This window comes from Sphingomonas sp. GW821-FHT02B09 (assembly GCF_059421875.1).
This window is the reverse complement of sequence record NZ_JBWKVV010000001.1, coordinates 1-16,653: the sequence shown is the minus strand read 5'-3', so window position 1 is coordinate 16,653 and position 16,653 is coordinate 1. Positions and strand designations below refer to the sequence as shown.

Genomic DNA, 16,653 nt, shown 5'->3' with positions numbered 1-16,653 from the left:
ACGTCGCTCAAAACCTGCCACCACCACGCAACCCCGCTTGACACCCGACGCCAGCGGTTTAGGCGGGCCGCAGGTTGCCGTATACGGCATCCTGTTAGCCATTAGGTCATCGTTCATCGTCGACCGGCAATGATGGCGACACACCGCGACCGTACGGATACGGCGCGAAAGCTTTTGGAAGGCTTATTCGATGCATGCGGCTGTTAGCGTGCATCCCGGAGAGGAGAATCATCATGTCCCTGCTTTTGCTCGGCGCCCTGCTCGCAGCGGCCCCTGCCCCCGCCGCCGATACGGCGATCGGCCGCTGGAAGACCGAGACGAAGAACGGCATCGTCGAGATCCAGCGCTGCGGCGCGTCGATCTGCGGCCGTCTGCTGACCTCCGAACTGCTTCGCCAGCAGCCCGACCTCAAGGACGCCAACAACCAGAACGTCGCGCAGCGCAGCCGTCCGCTCAAGGGCCTGCTGCTGATCAGCGGCTTCACCGCCGACCGCGACGGCTGGTCCGGTGGCCAGATCTACAATCCCGACGACGGCAAGACCTACAAGGCGAAGGTGACGCCGGTCGACGCCAACACGCTCAAGGTCCGCGGCTGCGTGTTCGTCCCCTTGTGCAAGACGCAGACCTGGACCCGCATCCGCTAAAAGCGTGTCCGTCCGACGTGTTTGCCCCCAGTTCGCTTAAGGAAGACCCCCATGACCCTTCGTAAGACCTCCCTGCTCGCCACCGCCGTGCTCGGCTCGTTCGGCTTCGCCACCGTTGCGCACGCGCAGGCCTTCTACCTGCAGGAACAGTCGGCGCGCGGCGCCGGCCGTGCCTTTTCGGGCGAAGTCGCCGACACCGGCCCGCAGTCGCTGTGGTGGAACCCGGCGTCGATCGCCGGCATGGAGAATGGCGAAGCCGCGATCAACGCCTCGGGCATCCTGCCGCGCGGCAAGGTCGTCGATAACGGCACCACGATACGGCGGACGCCGGCCGGCGCATTCGTCCCGGTCAACGGCACGGCCGGCGCCAACAGCGTCGCCCGCAATCCGATCGACAATGGTCTGCTGCCGTCGGGCGCGATCGCCATGCCGTTCGGCCCGGTCGCGATCGGCCTTGCGGTGACCTCGCCGTACAGCTTCACCACCGATTACGATTCGACGAGCTGGACCCGGTACAGTGCGACCCGCACCAAGCTGCAGACGATCGACATCCAGCCGTCGATCGCCATCGCGCTGACCGACTGGCTGCGCGTCGGCGGTGCCGCCAACGTCGAGCACGTCTATGCCAGCCTCGGCAACAACCTGCCCAACCTCACCACCGCCGCCGACGGCCGCCAGAAGCTGGAAGGTGACGGCTGGGATCTCGGCTGGACCGCCGGCATGCAGATGCACAACGATTGGGCGACCGTCGGCGTCAGCTACAAGTCGCGCATCGAGCATACGCTGAAGGGCGATTTGCTGGTCGAAGGCCTCGTCGGCCCGCTCGCCACGCAGAACCGCACCGTCAACGATGTCGAGGCGAGCTTCTACACGCCGGCGCAGGTCATCGTCGGCGCGCGCATCCGCGCCACGCCGCAGCTGACGCTGAACGGCCAGGCAGTCCGCTACAATTGGAGCAAGTTCGACGCGATCCGCCTCGGCGCGCCGCTCAACACCGCGCTGCCCGAGAATTACCGTGACAGCTACAGCCTCGCCGGCGGTCTCGACTATGCGGTTTCGCCGCGGCTGACGCTCCGCGCGGGTGTGCAGCATGCGACCACGCCGACGCAGAACGGGCTGCGCGATGCGCGCGTGCCGGACGCCAACCGCTGGAACTATGGCGCGGGCGGCACCTTCCAGCTCACGCCCAAGTTCGGCATCGATCTCGCCGCCAACTACGTCGATTTCAAGAACGCCACGATCGACCGACCGACGCAGGCCTATACCGGCACGCTGGCGGAGACGACTGTGCGCACCAACGGCACGTTGCAGGACGCGCATGCCGTCGTCCTCTCGGCCGGCGCGCACATCGGTTTCTGATGCGAAAGTCCGGGTTTCGCCTGCGTTAGGTGGAACCCGGACCTATCCTGCCGCGTACTCTCCCCAAGCGTTTGCTTTGGTTGGATAAGGCAGGATAAGCCCCACCGGAGCCGACGGACGATCGGGATCATAGAGGTCCCGGCGCTCGACAGCATCACGGGGGCCCCTATGCGCCAGAATGAATTTCAGATGTCCCGCCGCGGGGTAATCGCGGTCGGGACCGTCGGTGTTGCCGCGACCGCGCTGCCGGCCGAAGCGGCGACGCCGCAGATGCAGGATCGCGCGCCGGTGCCGACGGTGCCGGTGACGCTCAAGGTCAACGGCCGCACCAGCAAGCTCGATCTCGACACCCGCACCACCCTGCTCGACGCGCTGCGCGAGCATTGGAAGCTGACCGGCACCAAGAAGGGCTGCGATCACGGCCAGTGCGGCGCCTGCACCGTGCTGGTCGACGGCCGCCGGATCAACTCGTGCCTGACCCTCGCGGTGATGCACGACGGCGACGAGATCACCACGATCGAGGGGCTCGGCAAGCCCGACGACCTGCATCCGATGCAGGCCGCCTTCATCAAGCATGACGGCTATCAGTGCGGCTATTGCACGCCCGGCCAGATTTGCTCGGCGGTCGCGGTGCTCGACGAGATCAAGCGCGGCGTCCCCAGCCACGTCCAGGCCGATATCGTCGGCCAGCCGATCGCCTCGGCGGCGGAGATGCGCGAGCGGATGAGCGGCAACATCTGCCGCTGCGGCGCCTATTCCAACATCATCGAAGCGATGTCCGACGTCGCGGGGGCAAAAGCATGAAGGCCTTCACCTATGAGCGGGCCGAGACGCCCGCAGCGGCCGCCGCGGCGGTCGCGGCCAAGCCCGGCGCCAAGTTCATCGCCGGTGGCACCAATCTGCTCGACCTGATGAAGCTCCAGATCGAGGAGCCGGTGCATCTGGTCGACGTCAACCGCCTCGCGCTCGACAAGATCGAGCCGACGCCCGACGGCGGCCTGCGCATCGGCGCGCTGGTGCGCAACACCGATCTCGCCGCCGACGCCCGCGTCCGCCGCGACTATGGCGTGCTGACCCGCGCGATCGTCGCCGGGGCGAGCGGCCAGTTGCGCAACAAGGCGACGACCGCGGGCAATCTGCTCCAGCGCACCCGCTGCCCCTATTTCTACGACACCAACCAGCCGTGCAACAAGCGCAAGCCCGGCACCGGCTGCGCCGCGATCGGCGGCTACAGCCGTCAGCTCGGCATCATCGGCACCAGCGATGCCTGTATCGCCACCTATCCCGGCGACATGGCTGTGGCGATGCGCGTGCTCGATGCGACGGTGGAGACGGTCCAGCCGTCCGGCCAGACGCGGCGCATCCCGATCGCCGACTTCCATCGCCTGTGGGGCAATACGCCGCATATCGACACCAACCTGCAGCCGGGCGAGCTGATCACCGCGGTGACGCTGCCCAAACCGGTCGGCGGCACGCACATCTACCACAAGGTGCGCGACCGGGCGTCCTACGCCTATGCGCTCGTCTCGGTGGCGGCGATCGTCCAGCGCGACGGCAGCGGCCATGTCGCGATCGGCGGCATCGCCCCCAAGCCGTGGCGCGTCGAGGCGGCGGAAGTCGCCTTGCCGCAGGGTGCCAAGGCGGTGAGCGGTCGCCTGCTCGCCGGCGCCCGCCCGACCGCCGACAATGCCTTCAAGGTGCCCCTCGTCGAGCGCACGCTCGCCGCAGTGCTGGCCGAAGCGAAAGACGCAGCATGAAATTCGACCAGCCCGCGGGCCAGAACCCGATCGACCAGCTCAAGGTCATCGGCAAGCCCACCGACCGTATCGACGGCAAGTTCAAGACCACCGGCACCGCGCCCTACGCCTATGAGCGCCACGATGTCGTCCCCGACGCGGCCTATGGCTATGTCCTCGGCGCCGGCATCGGCAAGGGACGGATCGCGTCCATGGACCTCGCCGCGGCGAAGGCCGCACCGGGCGTGCTGACGATCGTCACCGCCGACACCGCTGGCGCGCTCGGCAAGGGCGACATGAACACCGCCAAGCTGCTCGGCGGCCCCGCGGTCGACCATTATCATCAGGCGATCGCGCTGGTCGTCGCCGAGACGTTCGAACAGGCGCGGTCCGCCGCGGCGCTGATCCGCGTCGATTACGCGCGCGAGAAGGGTCGCTTCGACCTCGACACCGCGCTCAAGACCGCCCCGCTGAAGGGCGACAGCAGCGGCGAGGGCAGCTCGGCCCCGCCGGTCGACCGCGTCGGCAATTTCGAAAAGGCCTTCGCCGCCGCGCCGGTGCAGCTCGATGCCGTGTACGAGACGCCCGACCAGAGCCACGCGATGATGGAGCCGCATGCCAGCATCGCACGCTGGGACGGCGACAAGCTGACGCTGTGGACGTCGAACCAGATGATCGCCTGGGGCAAGGGCGACGTCGCCAAGACGCTCGGCATCCCCAAGGACAACGTCCGCCTGATCTCGCCCTATATCGGCGGCGGGTTCGGCGGAAAGCTGTTCGTCCGCGCCGATGCGGTGCTGGCGGCGCTCGGCGCGAAACAGGCCGGCCGCCCGGTCAAGGTGACGCTGCAGCGCCCGCTGATGATCAACAACACCACGCACCGCCCGGCGACGCGCCAGCTCATCCGCCTCGGCGCCGGCAAAGACGGCAAGCTCACCGCGATCGCGCATGAGAGCGGGTCGGGCGATCTGCCCGGCGGCGGTCCCGAGACCGCGGTGTCGCAGACCAAATTGCTCTACGCCGGCGCCAATCGCCTGACCTCGATGCGGCTCGCGGTGCTCGACCTGCCCGAAGGCAATGCGATGCGCGCGCCCGGCGAGGCGCCCGGCCTGATGGCGCTCGAGGTCGCGATGGACGAGATGGCGGAGAAGCTGAACATGGACCCCGTCCAGTTCCGCATCGTCAACGACACGCAGTTCGATCCCGAGAAGCCCGGCCGCAAATTCTCGCAGCGTCAGCTCGTCGAATGCTTGCGTCTCGGCGCCGACAAGTTCGGCTGGTCGCAGCGTCAGGCCAAGCCGCGCTCGGTCCGCGACGGGCGCTGGCTGGTCGGCATGGGCGTCGCCTCGGGCTTCCGCAACAACATCACGATGAAGTCGGGCGCACGCGTCGGCATCGACAAGAAGGGGATGGTCACCGTCGCCACCGACATGACCGACATCGGCACCGGCAGCTATACGATCATCGCGCAGACCGCCGCCGAGGTGATGGGCGTGACCCTCGACAAGGTGAACGTGCTGCTCGGCGACAGCAGCTTCCCCGTCGCCGCCGGCTCGGGCGGCCAGTGGGGCGCCAACAGCTCGACCGCGGGCGTCTATGCCGCCTGCATGAAGCTGCGCGAGACGGTGGCGCAGAAGCTCGGCTTCAACTCCGCCGACGTCGAATTCGCCGACGGCAAGGTCCGCTCGGGCAACCGCAGCGTGCCGCTGGCGCAGGCCGCGGGCGATGCCGGCCTGTCCGCCGAGGACAGCATCGAATTCGGCGACCTCGCCAAGAAGGAACAGCAATCGACCTTCGCCGGCCATTTCGTCGAGGTCGGCGTCGACGCCTATACCGGCGAGATCCGCATCCGGCGCATGCTCGCGGTCTGCGCGGCAGGGCGCATCCTCAACCCGAAATCGGCGCGCAGCCAGGTGATCGGCGCGATGACGATGGGCGTCGGCGCCGCGCTGATGGAGGAACTGGCGGTCGACAAGCGCTTCGGCTTCTTCGTCAACCACGATCTCGCCAGCTACGAGGTGCCGGTCCACGCCGACATCCCGCATCAGGAGGTGATCTTCCTCGACGAGGTCGATCCGATGTCGTCGCCGATGAAGGCCAAGGGCGTCGGCGAGCTCGGCCTGTGCGGCGTCGGCGCGGCGATCGCCAATGCGGTCTACAATGCCAGCGGCGTGCGCATCCGCGAATATCCGGTCACGCTCGACAAGGTCATCGCCGGCCCGTCGATGATGGCGTGATCCATCATCCCCTCTCCCCGCGGGGAGAGGGGACACGGCGTGCTTGCTAATCCCGCGCCACCGTCACGGCGGCGACGTGCAGCGGATAGTCGCGGTCGTCCTCCGCCATCCAGATCCTGCCCGCGCGATCGGTGAGGTAGAAGCGGCAATAGATGCTGCGATCCCCCGCGAAACGCAGGCACACCCGGTCCGGCGTCACCCGATAGCGTCCCGCCGAATCGGGCTTGTCGTTGTAGCGCAGCGTATAGTCCTCGCCGACGGCGGCGAAGCGCTCGACCGGCGGCACCGCCCCGTCCCGCGTCTGCACGCTGCCGCGCACCAGCCGTTCGAGCGCCGCGCCCCGCACCAGCGTCATCTGCTCCGCGCCGCGGATCGCCACCGGCAGCCGCGGCGCGCTCGGCGCAGGTGCGGAGGGCGAACAGGCGCCGAGCATCGTCGCCGCCATCATGATCCGCTTCATCGTTTCGTCCCGACAGTCATACGCCGTCCTAGCACGCCAAATCCGGCACGTCCGGGATCGGATGCCGCCGGACAAGAGCCAGTGCTCCCGCGCAGGCGGGAGCCCAGGGTCCCGATAACCACCGCTGTTGCTCTGCGTGACCCTGGATTCCCGCCTACGCGGGAATACATGCGGGGTTACTATCCGCGGGAGGGGAACCCCGGCCCGCACCCGAACGCTTCACCCGGCGATGACCGAAACGACCCTGCTGTGGCTGCGCCAGGATCTGCGCCTCCACGACCAGCCCGCCCTCGTCGCCGCCGCGCATGCCGGCCCGGTGATCCCCGTCTACATCCTCGACGACGACGCGCCCGGCCAATGGCGGATCGGCGGCGCGCAGCGTTGGTGGCTGCATCACAGCCTCGACGCGCTCGGCAAGGATCTCGCCGCCAAGCACAGCCGCCTGATCCTGCGCCGCGGCGACGCCGTCGCGATCCTCAGGCAATTGCTCGCGGACACCGGCGCCACCCGCATCCATGCGATCCGCCATTACGAACCCTGGTGGCGCAAGCAGGAGGATGCGCTCGGCGACGTGCTCGACCTCTACGACGGCAACCGCCTGTCGCGCGTCGAGGACGTCACCACTGGCGCCGGCACGCCGTTCCGCGTCTTCTCCTCCTTCTGGCGCGCGTTGCAGGCGCAATTGCCGCCGGAGCAGCCGCTGCCCGTCCCGCGGACCATCCCGGCCCCCGACCATTGGCCCGAGAGCGACGCGCTTGCCGACTGGGACCTGCTGCCCACCAAACCCGACTGGTCGACCGCCTTCGCCAAGGACTGGACGCCGGGCGAGGCGGAGGCGCTCGCCAAGGCAAAGGATTTCCCCGACGAGGTCGCCGCCTACGACCGCCGCCGCAATCTGCCGTCCGAAGAGGGGACGTCGCGCCTTTCCCCGCACCTCCACCATGGCGAGGTGTCGCCGCACACCGTCTATCACGCGCTCGGCCACGATGCCGAGGCGGCGGCCTTCCTGCGCGAACTGGCGTGGCGTGACTTCACGGCAGGCGTGCTGCTCGCGCTCCCCGATTACGGCAGCGTCAACGGCCGCCACAAATATGATGCGCTGCCGTGGCGCGACGATGCCGTCGCGAAGCGCGATCTGAAGGCGTGGCAACAGGGCCGCACCGGCTATCCGATCGTCGACGCCGGCATGCGCCAGCTCTGGCAGTCGGGCTGGATGCACAATCGCGTGCGGATGATCACCGCCAGCTTCCTCGTCAAACATCTGCTGATCGACTGGCGCGAGGGCGAGCGCTGGTTCTGGGACTGCCTGATCGACGCCGACTACGGCAACAATTCCGTCAACTGGCAGTGGATCGCCGGCACCGGCGTCGACGCCAACATGTTCGGCCGGATCATGGCGCCGCTCGGCCAGTCCGAGAAGTTCGAGGCGGGCGACTATATCCGCGAATGGGTGCCGGAACTGGCCAGCCTGTCCGACGAGACGATCCACGATCCCGACGCACACGGCGTCCGCCCCGACGCCTATCCCGCCAAGATCATCGGTCACCGCGAAGGGCGCGAGCGCGCGCTTGCCGCGGCCAAGACGCTTGGCTAACCAAGACCTCGACGAAACGATGCCAGTGCTCCTGCGAAAGCAGGAGCCCAGGAGTCCCGATCGCCGACACCCGTCGCTCTGCTTGACCCTAGGCTCCTGCTTTCGCAGCAGCACAGTGCTGCTCCACCAGCGATGCGCACCCGGTCCCAACCCCCGGAAACGACAAAAACTGCGCTGGAAAACTTCAATACGACCCACCGGTCCCTATATGGAAAACAGCGAAGGCCCCGCCCGCGAGACCCGGCCACGCTCTTCCCGGAGAGGCCGACCAAGCGAGAAAGCTTTACCCTTCGCATGCACCTGCACCTTCCCGCCGCTTTTGATCCGCGCCTCTATCTCAGGCCGCGGCGGCGCGGGATCGCCTCGGTCAATGCAGAGGTGCGCGACGGCATCGTCCCCGCCGGCGACGATATCGCGCAGACCGCCGACCACAGCGGCGGCGAACGACCGACGCGCAACTATCGCACCGTCGCGCTGATCATCGCCACGGCGATGTTCATGGAGAATCTCGACGCCACCGTGCTCGCCACCGCGCTGCCGACGATGGCGCGCGACTTCGGCGTGCGCGCGCCCGAGATGAGCATCGCGCTCACCTCGTACCTGCTCGCGCTGGCGATGTTCATCCCCGCCTCGGGGACGATGGCGGACCGGTTCGGCGCGCGCCGCGTGTTCCGCGCCGCGATCGGCCTGTTCGTCGTCGGTAGCCTCGCCTGCGGCCTGTCGCCCAGCCTCGAGATGATGGTCGCCGCACGCTTCCTGCAGGGGATCGGCGGCGCGATGATGATGCCGGTCGGGCGGCTGGTGCTGCTCCGCTCGGTCGCCAAGCGCGACATGGTGTCGGCGATGTCGTGGCTCATCATGCCGGCGCTGATCGGGCCGATCGTCGGCCCGCCGGTCGGCGGCTTGATCGTCACCTATCTCGACTGGCGCTGGATCTTCTGGCTCAACCTGCCGATCGGCATCGCCGGCATCGTCCTCGTCGGCCGCTTCATCGCCGACGTGCGCGAGGACACGCCGCACAAATTCGATCCGCTCGGCTTCCTGCTGTCGGGCGCGGCGCTCGGCTGCCTGTTGTTCGGGTTCGAGATGGCGAGCCGCCCCGGCGAGGGCCGGTTGGCGGCGACGCTGATCGCCACCGGCGCGGTCTTCGGTCTCGGCTATTGGCGCCACGCTAGGCGTACGGAGCATCCGATCCTCGATCTGTCGCTGATGCGCATCCCGACCTTCCGCCTGTCGGTGCTCGGCGGTTCGCTGGCGCGGATCACGCAGGGCGCGCAGCCGTTCCTGCTGCCGCTGATGATGCAGCTCGCCTTCGGCCTCACCGCCGCGCAGAGCGGCGCGATGACCGTCGCCTCGGCGATCGGCTCGTTCGGGATGAAGGGCGTGGCGCGGCGCATCCTCAAACGCTTCGGCTTCCGCAACAGCCTCGTCGTGATGGGCGTCGCCGGCACCGCCGCTTATGCCTGCTGCGGGCTGTTCGATCCCGCCTGGCCGCTGCCCGCAGTGTTCGCGGTGCTGGTGCTCTCGGGCTTCCTGATGTCGTTCCAGTTCACCGCCTACAACACCATCGCCTATGACGAGATCGCCAAGGACCGGATGAGCGCGGCGACGAGCTTCTATTCGACCTTCCAGCAGCTGATGCTGTCGCTCGGCATCTGCATCGGCGCGACCGCGCTGCACGTCTCGATGCTGTGGCGCGGGGCGGATGCGGTGGCCTTCCCCGACTTCACCTTCGCCTTCTGGACGGTGACGGCGATCTCGCTGACCGCGATCTTCGTCAATGCGCGGTTCGACCCGCAGGCCGGCGCCGAATTGAGCGGCCGGGTGAAAAGCTAGGCGGAAGCTCCGCGCTGTGGATGCCCTCTGGAGAAGGTTCTGTTCGCGCAGAGGCGCAGAGACGCGGAGGTGTTCCGCTTGCGGCAAACGCGGTCCCTTCCCTCATGGCCGATGGAAAGGGCCGCTGACGCGGCGAGCGCAACACCTCTGCGCCTCTGCGCGAACCACCCTTCTTCTTACGCCGATCACTCCACCGTCAGTGATCTTCGTCAATGCAAGGTTCGACCCGCAGGCCGGCACCGAATTGAGCGGCCGGGTGAAAAGCTAGGCGGAACCCCGCGCCGGGTGGATGCCTTGGGAGGAAGGGTGGTTCGCGCAGAGGCGCGGAGGCGCGGAGATGATCCGCTTGCGGCAAACGCGGTCCCTTCCCTCATGGCGGATGGAAAGCGCCGCTGTCGCGGCGAGCGCAACACCTCTGCGCCTCCGCGCCTCTGCGCGAACAACCCTTCTTCTTACGCCGACGACCCCACCGTCAGTCCCGACCGTATCGAAGCACGGTGACGCCCGAGCCCGAATACACAAACGGCCCGGAACGGCCTGCGCCGCCCCGGGTCGTCCTCACCCCGATACGCCGGGTGAAACGCTCAGGCAGGATTGACACTCCTCAAGTCCTCCCCCGCCAGGGGGAGGTGGCATGCCGAAGGCATGACGGAGGGGGAGGACACGAAACAGACGTGGTAGCTTACCTCCCCCTCCGTCACGGCTTCGCCGCGCCACCTCCCCCTGGCGGGGGAGGAACTTACGCCAAGTCTGGAAGCCGATCCAGCTCAGCGCTGCTTCGCCGCGGCCTTCTGCGCGCGCGCCTGCTTGGCATAATGGTGGTGCATCGCGACGCAGCCGGCGGCCGCGCCCATCATCGCATGGCCCTTGCCGACGAAATGGCCGGCGGCCCCGCCGGCGGCGGCGCCACGGATACAGCCTTTGGCGAGCGCCGGCTGTGCGCCAACGAGCGCGGTGGCGGCGGCGAGGAACATCAGACTCTTCATGGCGAACTCCTGTAACGAAACCTTGCTGGGAAAAGCCGTGACGCAACCGTCATGTTCCATGAATTCGGCGTCATGCCGGCGTCATCACCTCCCAGCGCCGCGGATCGATCGTCTCGCGCAGAAAGGCGACGAAGGCGCTCACCGCCGCCGGTACCGCCGGACTGCGCAGGTGCACCGCATAGATGCCGACCTCCGCCGATCCCTCCCACGCGTCGAGCACGCGGACCAGCCGCCCGTCGCGCAAGGCGTCGCCGACATCCCACAAAGACCGCAATGCGATCCCGACGCCACCGAGCGCCAGTTCGCGGATCATCTCGCTCGAATTGGTCCGCACATGGCTCGCGCGTTCGATCGCGACGGTCTTGCCGGCGGCGACCAGCCGCCACGGCATCTGCCCGTCGGCGGCGAGCAGGCGATGGCCGGCGAGATCGCCGATCCGCCCCGGCGCGCCGTGTTCGGCCAGATAGGCCGGCGCCGCGCACAACACCCGCCGGCTCTCGCCGAGCCGGTGCGCCACGACGGTCCCCGGCACCGCCCCCGCGATCCGGATCGCGCAATCGACGCGCTCGCCGAGCAGATCAACGAAATGGTCGCTGAGGTCTAAGGCGAGATCGATGCGGGGATAGGCGGCCAGAAACGCGCCGAGATGCGGGGCGACGTGCAGCCGCCCGAACGACGTCGGCGCCGACACGCGCAGCGGCCCCGCCGGTTCGCCACGGGCGCCGGTCACCCGCGCCTCCGCCTCGCCGAGCGCGGCGAGCACCGCGTCGAGATCGTCGCGGAACCGCGCCCCGGCCTCGGTCAACGCCAGCCGCCGCGTGGTCCGGTGGACGAGCCGGACGCCCAGCCTGTTCTCCAGCCGCTGCAAGCGCTTGGAGGCCATGGCCGGCGAGATGTGCAGGCTGCGCGCCGCCGCCGACAGGCTGCCGCCCGCCGCCACCGCGACGAACAGCGCATAGTCCGGATCGAAGGCCATTCGTTCCCCACAGGATAAACTGCTTCAACATCTTCATGGCTAGCGAACGGCCGACCTTGGGTCTAGCCTCACGGCCTATGCGAGAGGATAGAGAAGTTATGGACCGCGCCGGCCTCGTCATCGCCCCCCCGCTGGCGACCTTCATCGAGGAACGGGCCCTCCCCGGCACCGGCCTCGACCCGGCCGCCTTCTGGTCGGGTGTCGCCGCGCTCTTCGCCCGCTTCGCCCCCGAGAACCGCGCCCTCCTCGCCGAGCGCGACCGGCTCCAGGCGGCGATCGACGGCTGGCACCGCGCCCACACCTTCGACCCGGCGGCCTATCACGCCTTCCTGACCGACATCGGCTATCTCGTTCCCGAGCCGGCCCCCTTCGCGATCGACCCCGCGGGCGTCGACGCCGAGATCGCGACGATGGCGGGGCCGCAGCTCGTCGTCCCGATCCTCAACGCCCGCTTCCTCCTCAACGCCGCCAACGCGCGCTGGGGCAGCCTCTACGACGCGCTCTACGGCACCGATGCGCTCCCCGGCACGCCCGCCACCGGCGGCTACGACGCGGCACGCGGGGCGCAGGTGATCGCCTGGGCGAAGGCCTTCCTCGACGAAGCCGTGCCGCTCGCCACCGGCCGCTGGGCCGACTGGACGGGCGGTGATCCCGTGCTCGCCGACCCCGCCCAACTCGTCGGCCGTGCCGGCGACACGTTGCTCTTCCGCCACCACGGCCTGCACATCGAGCTGGTGATCGACCGCGCCCACCCGATCGGCGCCACCGACCCCGCCGGCATCGCCGACATCCGCCTCGAAAGCGCGCTCACCACGATCTGCGACCTCGAGGACTCGATCGCCGCGGTCGACGCCGAGGACAAGGTCGCCGCCTACGCCAATTGGCTCGGCCTGATGCAGGGCGACCTCACCGCCAACTTCGCCAAAAGCGGCGCGACACAAACCCGCACGCTCGCCCCCAACCGCATCTACACCGCCCCCGACGGCGGTACGCTGACGCTGCCCGGACGCAGCCTGCTGTTCGTCCGCAACGTCGGCCACCTGATGACCACGCCCGCGGTCCGCCTGCCCGACGGCAGCGACGCGCTCGAGGGCATCCTCGACGCCATCGTCACGTCACTGATCGCGCGCCACGATCGCGGTCGCAACAGCCGCACCGGTTCGATCTATATCGTCAAACCCAAGATGCACGGCCCCGCCGAGGCCGCTTTCGCCGACCGCCTGTTCGACGCGGTCGAGGACCTGCTCGCGCTGCCCCGTCATACGATCAAGCTCGGCCTGATGGACGAGGAGCGCCGCACCAGCGCCAATCTCGCCGCCTGCATCCACGCGGTCCGCCACCGGCTGGTCTTCATCAACACCGGCTTCCTCGACCGCACCGGCGACGAGCTGCACACGTCGATGCACGCCGGCGCGATGATCCCCAAGGCCGAGATGAAGACGAGCACATGGATCGCCGCCTATGAGAACCGCAACGTGCAGATCGGGCTCGCCTGCGGCATGTCGGGCAAGGCGCAGATCGGCAAGGGGATGTGGGCGGCGCCCGATCGCATGGCCGATATGCTCGACCAGAAGATCGGCCATCCGCAGACCGGTGCGAACACCGCCTGGGTCCCCTCGCCCACCGCTGCGACGCTGCACGCGACGCATTACCATCGCGTCGACGTCTTCGCCCGCCAGCGCGCGCGCAGCGCCGAGACCCCCGCGCCGCTCGCCGACCTGCTCACGCTCCCGGTCGCCGAAGCCGGGCGCAACTGGCAGGCGGACGCAGTGCGCGCCGAGCTCGACAACAATGCGCAGGGCATCCTCGGCTATGTCGTGCGTTGGGTGGATCAGGGGATCGGCTGTTCCAAGGTGCCCGACATCCACGACATCGGCCTGATGGAGGATCGCGCGACGCTGCGCATCTCGTCGCAGCATATCGCCAATTGGCTGCTGCATGGCGTGGCGTCACCCGCCGACGTCGATGCCGCCTTCGCGCGGATGGCGACGAAGGTCGACGTGCAGAATGCCGACGACCCGCTCTATCGGCCGATGCACGGGAATGAGGCTAGCAGCCTCGCCTGGCAGGCCGCCCGCGCGCTCGTGTTCGAAGGGGTGGACCAGCCTAATGGCTATACCGAGCCGCTGCTCCATCGCTTCCGCGCCGCGCGCAAGGCGGCGGACGCTCAATAGGGCGGCGTCTTGATCGCCCGTTGCGCTCGCGCCGCCTCGGTCCACCACGCGAGATCGTCGGCGAAGGGCGGGAACGCCTTGTCGAGGCTCGCGCCGCCGTCGCCGACCGGTTCGGCCTCGGCGGTGAGCGCATGGCCGATGCCGCCGACCGCGAGGCTGCTCGACACGACGACCATCCCCATCTCCGACAGGATGCCGTGCCACGCCAGACCGGCACGCGCGCCGGCGAAGCGCCCGGCCGAATAGCTCGCGATCGCCGCGGGGCGCCAATACCATTCCTCGAGGAAATGGTCGGTCAAGTTCTTGAGACCGGGCTGGACGCTCCAATTATACTCACCGGCGACGAAGACGAAGGCGTCCGCTGCCTTGATCTTGCCCGCCAGCGCCTCGAGCGCCGCCGGTGCCTCGCCGGCGGGATATTCCTTGTACATGCGGTCGAGCATCGGCAGGTCGAGCGCCTTGGCGTCGATCAGCTCAGCATTGGCCCCGCGGGCGCGGAATGCGTCGACCAGATAATGCGCCAGACGGATGCCCTGCCGGTCGGACCGGTAGGATCCGTAGAAGATCAGGATGGTATCGCTCATCGCACCCCCTTCGCGGCAAGTGCCGGGGAGCGCAAGGCGCGCTCCCCGGTCGGGGTCAGGCGGCGTCGACCAGGACGATCTCGGCATCCTCGGTCGCGGTGATGCGGATCACCGCCTCGTCGACGATCGCGGCGCCGTCGCGCGCATCGAGCGCCACGCCGTTGATCTCGACCTTGCCGGTCGCCGGCACCAGATAGGCATGGTGGCCGGCGCCGAGGGCATATTCCGCCGTTTCGCCCGCCTTGATCGTCGCCCCGACGATGCGTGCGTCGGTGCGGATCAGCAGCGCGTCGGCATCGTCGCCGAAGCCGCTGGCGAGCGTTACGAACGTGCCGGCGCGTTCGCCCTTGGGGAAGGGCTTGGCGCCCCATGACGGCGCAGCGCCGCGCGTCTTGGGCTCGATCCAGATCTGGAAGATCGTCGTCGTGCCGGGTTCGCGATTATATTCCGAATGGCGCACGCCCGATCCGGCGCTCATCACCTGCACGTCGCCCGCCTCGGTACGGCCGATGTTGCCCAGACTGTCCTGATGCGTGATCGCACCCTCACGGACATAGGTGATGATCTCCATGTCGGCATGCGGATGCGGCGGAAAGCCGGTGCCGGCAGCGATCGTATCGTCGTTCCAGACGCGGATCGGGCCCCAGCCCATCCGCTTGGGATCGTAGTAATTGGCGAAGGAGAAATGATGCTTGGCATCGAGCCAGCCGTGGTTGGCACCACCGAGGCTGGCGAAGGGGCGACGGTCGATCATGGTCTGTCTCCTGTGGAAGCCGGGACGCTTCCTGTTGGGGCCAAGATGGGGGAGCGGGCGACTTGACGAAACGGCAATGATGGCATCTCATCATTGCCGATAATGACACGTCGCCTCCCCGATTTCGAAGCCTGGGCGATCTTCGCCAAGGTCGCCGAGCGCGGCTCCTTCGCCGGCGCGGCGGAGGCGCTCGGCCTCGCCAACCCGACCGTGTCGAAGGCGATCGCGCGGCTGGAGGCGCGGCTCGGCGTCGCCTTGCTGTCGCGCACCTCGCGGCGGCTGTCGCTGACCGAGGCGGGGCGCGCGGCGCTCACCCGCGCCGGCCGCATTCTGCAGGAGGGCGAGGCGCTGGAGGACGAGGCGGCGGAGCAATCCGACGTCGCGCGCGGACTGGTGCGGATCAGCGCGCCGCTGTCGTTCGGTACCGCTTATGTCGGTGCGACGCTGCCCGACTTCCTCGCCGCCTATCCCGAGATCACCCTCGATTTCGCGCTGAGCGACAGGCGCGTCGATCTGGTTGCGGAAGGCTTCGACCTCGCACTGCGCATCGCCGCACTGGAGGACAGCTCACTGCTGGCGCGGCGGCTGTGCACGGTGCGCATCCTGCTCGTCGCTGCGCCCGCCTATCTCGACGCACACGGGCGGCCGAGCCATCCCGCGCAGCTCAAGGACCATTGCGCGCTCGCTTATACCGGCGGGTCGAGCCGCGGCGTCTGGCGCTTCGGCCATCCGCAGTTCGGCGAGGAGACGGTCGAGCCGCCGGTTCGCGTCTGGACCGACAATGCCGACATGCTCAACCCGGCGCTGCTCGCCGGGCAAGGCCTGGCGCTACAGCCCGAATTCCTCGTCTGGCGCGAGATTCGCGAGGGGCGGCTGGAGGTGGCGATGCCCGAATGGAGCGTCGCGCCGCTCGGTCTCCACCTCATCACCCCGCCGAGCTCGCTGCGCCCGCGCCGCGTCACGGTGCTGATCGATCATCTCGCCCGGGCGCTGGCGAAAGCGCCTTGGGCGGTGGCGTCCTAGAGCCGGTGATAGGCGCGATACCAGTCGACGAAGCGCGGCACGCCGACGTCGATCGTCGTGGTCGGCCGATAGCCTAGATCGTCGGCGATGGCGGTGATGTCGGCGAAGGTCCGCACGACGTCGCCCGGCTGGATCGGCAGGTCGCGGCGCACCGCCGGGCGACCGATCGCCGCCTCCAGCAAGCCGATCACGCGGCCGAGCGGCTCCGAGCGATTGTTGCCGATATTGTAGAGGCGGTGCGGCGCGACGCTGCCGCCGGGCTTTTCCTGCCCGTCGTCGGGCGGCGGCTG

At 68.7% G+C, this 16,653-nt stretch carries 14 protein-coding genes and 1 pseudogene; 9 read left to right on the top strand and 6 right to left on the bottom strand.

The features are described 5' to 3' along the window. Nucleotides 1-233: 233 nt before the first annotated feature. The 5 genes from AC07U4_RS00075 (at nucleotide 234) to paoC (ending at nucleotide 5,976) form a co-directional block, all read left to right on the top strand. Nucleotides 234-644 (top strand): DUF2147 domain-containing protein, encoded by a 411-nt coding sequence (locus tag AC07U4_RS00075; protein ID WP_038658341.1) that lies wholly within the window; start codon nucleotides 234-236, stop codon nucleotides 642-644. 51 nt (nucleotides 645-695) lie between these two features. Beyond that, entirely contained in the window at nucleotides 696-2,003 is a 1,308-nt protein-coding gene (locus AC07U4_RS00070) for an OmpP1/FadL family transporter (protein ID WP_495193979.1), read from the top strand. 168 nt (nucleotides 2,004-2,171) lie between these two features. Further along, a complete protein-coding gene (gene paoA, locus AC07U4_RS00065) occupies nucleotides 2,172-2,807 on the top strand; it encodes an aldehyde dehydrogenase iron-sulfur subunit PaoA (protein WP_495193978.1) in 636 nt (211 codons plus the stop codon). Next, complete coding sequence (locus AC07U4_RS00060) at nucleotides 2,804-3,760, top strand: FAD binding domain-containing protein (protein WP_495193977.1); 957 nt, start codon at nucleotides 2,804-2,806, stop codon at nucleotides 3,758-3,760. Before paoA ends, AC07U4_RS00060 begins: the two co-directional genes overlap by 4 nt. Continuing rightward, the gene (gene paoC / locus AC07U4_RS00055) at nucleotides 3,757-5,976 is read left to right on the top strand and encodes an aldehyde oxidoreductase molybdenum-binding subunit PaoC (RefSeq protein WP_495193976.1); all 2,220 of its coding nucleotides are present in this window, start codon (nucleotides 3,757-3,759) and stop codon (nucleotides 5,974-5,976) included. Before AC07U4_RS00060 ends, paoC begins: the two co-directional genes overlap by 4 nt. A 46-nt stretch (nucleotides 5,977-6,022) precedes the next feature. Here paoC and AC07U4_RS00050 read toward each other — a convergent pair whose 3' ends face one another. Further along, entirely contained in the window at nucleotides 6,023-6,436 is a 414-nt protein-coding gene (locus AC07U4_RS00050; protein WP_495193975.1) for a hypothetical protein, read from the bottom strand. 229 nt (nucleotides 6,437-6,665) lie between these two features. On the opposite strand from AC07U4_RS00050, the gene AC07U4_RS00045 reads away from it, so the two are divergent. Together AC07U4_RS00045 and AC07U4_RS00040 are read left to right on the top strand one after the other, a co-directional pair. Next, entirely contained in the window at nucleotides 6,666-8,030 is a 1,365-nt protein-coding gene (locus tag AC07U4_RS00045) for a cryptochrome/photolyase family protein (RefSeq protein ID WP_495193974.1), read from the top strand. 294 nt (nucleotides 8,031-8,324) lie between these two features. Further along, nucleotides 8,325-9,866 (top strand): DHA2 family efflux MFS transporter permease subunit, encoded by a 1,542-nt coding sequence (locus tag AC07U4_RS00040; protein WP_495193973.1) that lies wholly within the window; start codon nucleotides 8,325-8,327, stop codon nucleotides 9,864-9,866. A gap of 767 nt (nucleotides 9,867-10,633) precedes the next feature. On the opposite strand, the gene AC07U4_RS00035 is transcribed toward AC07U4_RS00040, so the two are convergent. Beyond that, nucleotides 10,634-10,852, bottom strand: coding sequence for a hypothetical protein (locus AC07U4_RS00035; protein WP_038658321.1), 219 nt, complete (start codon nucleotides 10,850-10,852; stop codon nucleotides 10,634-10,636). Between the two features lie 70 nt (nucleotides 10,853-10,922). Beyond that, a complete protein-coding gene (locus AC07U4_RS00030) occupies nucleotides 10,923-11,828 on the bottom strand; it encodes a LysR family transcriptional regulator (protein ID WP_495193972.1) in 906 nt (301 codons plus the stop codon). A gap of 77 nt (nucleotides 11,829-11,905) precedes the next feature. Between AC07U4_RS00030 and AC07U4_RS00025 the strand changes: the two genes are divergently transcribed. Continuing rightward, nucleotides 11,906-14,002 (top strand): malate synthase G, encoded by a 2,097-nt coding sequence (locus tag AC07U4_RS00025; protein WP_495193971.1) that lies wholly within the window; start codon nucleotides 11,906-11,908, stop codon nucleotides 14,000-14,002. Here the strand turns inward: AC07U4_RS00025 and AC07U4_RS00020 are convergent. Then, nucleotides 13,996-14,586: an NADPH-dependent FMN reductase gene (locus AC07U4_RS00020; RefSeq protein ID WP_038658312.1), complete on the bottom strand. Its 591-nt coding sequence runs from the start codon at nucleotides 14,584-14,586 to the stop codon at nucleotides 13,996-13,998. The two genes, AC07U4_RS00025 and AC07U4_RS00020, sit on opposite strands and share 7 nt — an antisense overlap. A 55-nt stretch (nucleotides 14,587-14,641) precedes the next feature. After that, complete coding sequence (locus AC07U4_RS00015) at nucleotides 14,642-15,340, bottom strand: pirin family protein (RefSeq protein ID WP_495193970.1); 699 nt, start codon at nucleotides 15,338-15,340, stop codon at nucleotides 14,642-14,644. 102 nt (nucleotides 15,341-15,442) lie between these two features. Here AC07U4_RS00015 and AC07U4_RS00010 point away from each other — a divergent pair, with 102 nt between their 5' ends. Further along, nucleotides 15,443-16,363, top strand: a complete 921-nt coding sequence (locus AC07U4_RS00010; RefSeq protein WP_495193969.1) for a LysR family transcriptional regulator — start codon at nucleotides 15,443-15,445, stop codon at nucleotides 16,361-16,363. Here the strand turns inward: AC07U4_RS00010 and AC07U4_RS00005 are convergent. Then, nucleotides 16,360-16,653 (bottom strand): annotated as a pseudogene (locus AC07U4_RS00005) (protein CapI); the annotation flags it as partial. The gene AC07U4_RS00010 and the pseudogene AC07U4_RS00005 sit on opposite strands and share 4 nt — an antisense overlap.